Below are 3,360 nucleotides of genomic sequence, written 5' to 3'. Positions count from 1 at the left end.
CCGCCAATGATTGAAGCCGTTAAAAATTGGTTAGACGAACAATCTTTGCAAAACTATCGTATTTATAGCGAGAAGTTTTTACAGAGCAATACATCACGTTAAAAGTATAAATAATTTAAAAACCACTAAAACCTGAAATGATTCAATATACTCTTATAAGGGGTATATTGAATTTTCGCATTTAAATTAAAATCCATTATATATCAATAATATAAAATAATAAATTCCGACAAAATAAATTGACCAGCTCACTCGGATTTGCTATAAATTTTGATAGATCTTAAGGAATAAGATCATGATGAGATTAACTTATAGCACCTTTTATATCCCCCTATTCTATTTCTCAAATGTATTAAATTGATGGACAAAATCCGACGTAAAAATTTGAGAAAATCATATTAATTAGCGGGTAAATTGGTCTGTATCTTGCTTATATCTCATTGTAATTTGCGAGTAACTTAATTTTTTAAGTGCCGTATTTACTTGCTGTGCAGCGAAGTTTTAAAGCTTTTGCAACACAAGTAAATACAGGAGTGAGCCAAAAGGGATAAATATGAACCAAGCCAACTCCCACGAACTCAGTGGACGTCATTTTCAAAATGAGTCTATCTTTACCAATCATAATCTGGTGTTTGATCACCACGATTTAAGCGAAACCTGCCGAAATGTAGGTCAAATTTTTAAACCGCATGATCTTAAAATCTCTCAGCAGAAGCGAGATTTCAGTGCAACCATGCACCATGTTAAAACAGGCGCATTGTCTATTAGTCGCTTGGAATATGGCGCGGATGTCATTATTGAACCAGATCACCTTGATAACTTTTACCTCATTCAAATCCCAACTCAGGGCTATGCAGAAATCGAGTTTGGTTCACAAAAGTTTATTTCTTATTCTCAAGTTGCATCTCTTATTTCTCCTCAGCAATCTTTACGTATGCGCTGGCATGCGAACTCACCACAGCTTATTCTAAAAGTTTCAAAGGATGATTTTACGTATCATTGCCGTCAGCACATTGCTGATTCAGAAAATAACTTACTCGTTTTCGACCCAAAATTAGACTTTGCTACACAAAGTGGAGGCTACTTTTTACAACTCGTTAGAACATTGATGGATGCTTTGGCATGCGAGCAACACCCGCTTCATCATCCTTTAGCCTTTAAACAATTTGAGTCAAATTTGTTCAATGCACTTATTTATGGTCAACCCAATAATGCATTACATAAAATAGATCAGCATAAAGAAAAAATAGTCTCTCCTTATTTCGTGAAGCGTACAGAAGCCTATATTAAACAACATTTACATGAGCCGCTTAATGTCGAAATTTTAGCTGAACATGCTGGCGTGAGTGTGAGAACATTATTTACTGGTTTTAAAAATTATTTGGGGACAACCCCAATGTCTTATTTAAAAGAGTTACGTTTTGAACAAGCTCATTTAGAGCTTATGCACAATGAAAATCTATCGGTCACAGACGTTGCATTTAAATGGGGATTTAGCCATTTAGGCCGTTTTTCTCAAGAGTACAAACGCCGTTATGGTGAGTTACCTTCGTCTACTCGCCGATCTGGTCAAAATGAAGGCTCAGGCTTAATTACTTCAATTTTTTCGTAAACTAAAAATAGATAAAGCCTTTTATATCAATAAATATAAAAGGCTTTTTTTATGACTTAAAAATGATGAACATAACGAACTTGTAGTCGCGTACCTTCTGGGCGGTTTTCACCATCTTGCTCAAAATAAGCATTTGCGACCAAATGATCATTTTTAGAAAAACTATACATGGCGCCTGGGCCAATAGCCCAAACTTGTTCACGTCGGCCTTTGACTTTTTCACCATCGACTTCGGTGTCAGTGACTTGTTTTAACCAATAACCATTTAGTCCTAAGCGGAATTGTTCGGTAATGGCATAGTCTGTTGCAAAGTTTGCATGAATTGCTTGCCCAGCTTGCATATCATTTGCACCAACAAACGCATAGCTTGGGTCATTATTCTTAAAGTTATAGAGATAATGGATACGTGTGGATGCGGTCCATTTAGGATTAAACCAATACGTTGCAGCCCAATAAGGATCAAATGAAACAGCGTTATTACTTGGGTTAATATCTTTTTGTCGGTCGTATTCGCCAGTAGGTAAATTCACCTGAAATTCAAAACGATGTACAAACTTCGGCCCTTGTGCTCCCATGACTGGATCGAACTGAATAAAAGGTCCAATCATAATGTCCCCAAATCCGCTTTGAGCCTTAATAGCAGCATTATTCAAGCCATCATCCATGTCCATTTTGCTGACAAAAGGAATTAAAAAATTCATACCTAGGCTGGCTTTATCTTTTACTCGGACATTTGATAAATAACTAATCTGCTCAACCAGTACTTGATAATTTAAATCTGTTTTAGGTAGACCTAATTTTTGTCCATTGGAATCGACCAGTTTATTGCTATCGTAATTTTGGAAATAGGTTTGAGCATACCAGCCGGGCCCTGCGGGTAATCCACCATCGAGAAAGCTGGTCATACCTAAGTTTACGGTCGGTAAATCATAGGCATGTGTAACCAATGGTAAACCCAACAATGTTCCTGCTAAAAAGCCATGTTTAATTAAAGTGCTTTTCATCTTCTTATTTCCTATAAAAAAATCACGACCGGATTGATCGTGATTGTGGTGAATTAATGTGCTAATTCTGGATGTTCTGCGGCAATCCGATATTTTCCTGCGTGAAATACCAATGGTTCACCTTGGCGTTGTTGGTATTGTTCAATTTGACCAATAAAAATCAGGTGATCTCCGCCCTCATACTGATTTACATTGCGGCAAACCAAGGTTGCGAGTGCATCAGACAAAATTGGAACGCCAGCATTGCATTGTTGATGGGCAATGCCTGCAAATTTGTCTTCAGCACCTCGAGCGAAATGTCCAGAAAGCTGATGATGCTCTTGTGCCAACATGTGAATGGCGAAATATTCTGCTTCTACAAAATCAGACAAACTTGGCGCTGTTTTTGAAAGGCTCCACAAAATTAATGGTGGGTCTAAAGACAGAGAGGAAAATGAATTGGCTGTCATACCTATTTTCCGACCATCTTTACCACGGGTTGTAATCACGGTAACGCCAGTTGCGAATTGCCCAAGTAAATTACGGATTTCTCTTGGGTTCTCCGCATTAATGGTTTGTAAAGCTAAAGTTTCAATTGTGTCCATTTTTAAATCTCCCTTTGCTGTTTTGCCCTTAAGCTACTTTTGCTGCGGTTTTTGAAGCTAAGAATGCCTGAGCCTGATCTGCATCAAACCACCAAGGAGCAAAAGCGCGAGGGTCATCAAAGTTATTGGCCATAATGGAAGCAATGCTTTGGTTTTGGCT

The 3,360-nt window shown here is 37.7% G+C and carries 4 protein-coding genes and 1 pseudogene; 2 read left to right on the top strand and 3 right to left on the bottom strand.

Annotation, left to right across the window (positions count from 1 at the left end):
* Positions 1-102: hypothetical protein (locus UC75_RS19920; RefSeq protein ID WP_228137208.1), on the top strand; the 102-nt coding region annotated here is incomplete at its 5' end.
* A 451-nt stretch (positions 103-553) separates the two neighbouring features.
* Complete coding sequence (locus tag UC75_RS02925) at positions 554-1,612, top strand: AraC family transcriptional regulator (RefSeq protein ID WP_049836622.1); 1,059 nt, start codon at positions 554-556, stop codon at positions 1,610-1,612.
* A 56-nt stretch (positions 1,613-1,668) separates the two neighbouring features.
* On the opposite strand, the gene UC75_RS02920 is transcribed toward UC75_RS02925, so the two are convergent.
* The 3 genes and pseudogenes from UC75_RS02920 to UC75_RS19915 form a co-directional block, all read right to left on the bottom strand.
* Positions 1,669-2,616, bottom strand: a complete 948-nt coding sequence (locus UC75_RS02920; protein ID WP_049836621.1) for a SphA family protein — start codon at positions 2,614-2,616, stop codon at positions 1,669-1,671.
* Positions 2,617-2,669: 53 nt separating this feature from the next.
* On the bottom strand, positions 2,670-3,200 hold the full coding sequence (locus UC75_RS02915) for a flavin reductase family protein (protein ID WP_049836620.1): 531 nt from the start codon (positions 3,198-3,200) through the stop codon (positions 2,670-2,672).
* A 28-nt stretch (positions 3,201-3,228) separates the two neighbouring features.
* Positions 3,229-3,360, bottom strand: a pseudogene (locus UC75_RS19915) (FAD-binding oxidoreductase); the annotation flags it as partial.

Origin of the sequence: Acinetobacter sp. V2 (assembly GCF_001188385.1) — a bacterium.
GTDB lineage: Bacteria > Pseudomonadota > Gammaproteobacteria > Pseudomonadales > Moraxellaceae > Acinetobacter > Acinetobacter oleivorans.
This window is presented reverse-complemented; position numbering and strand designations above follow the sequence as displayed.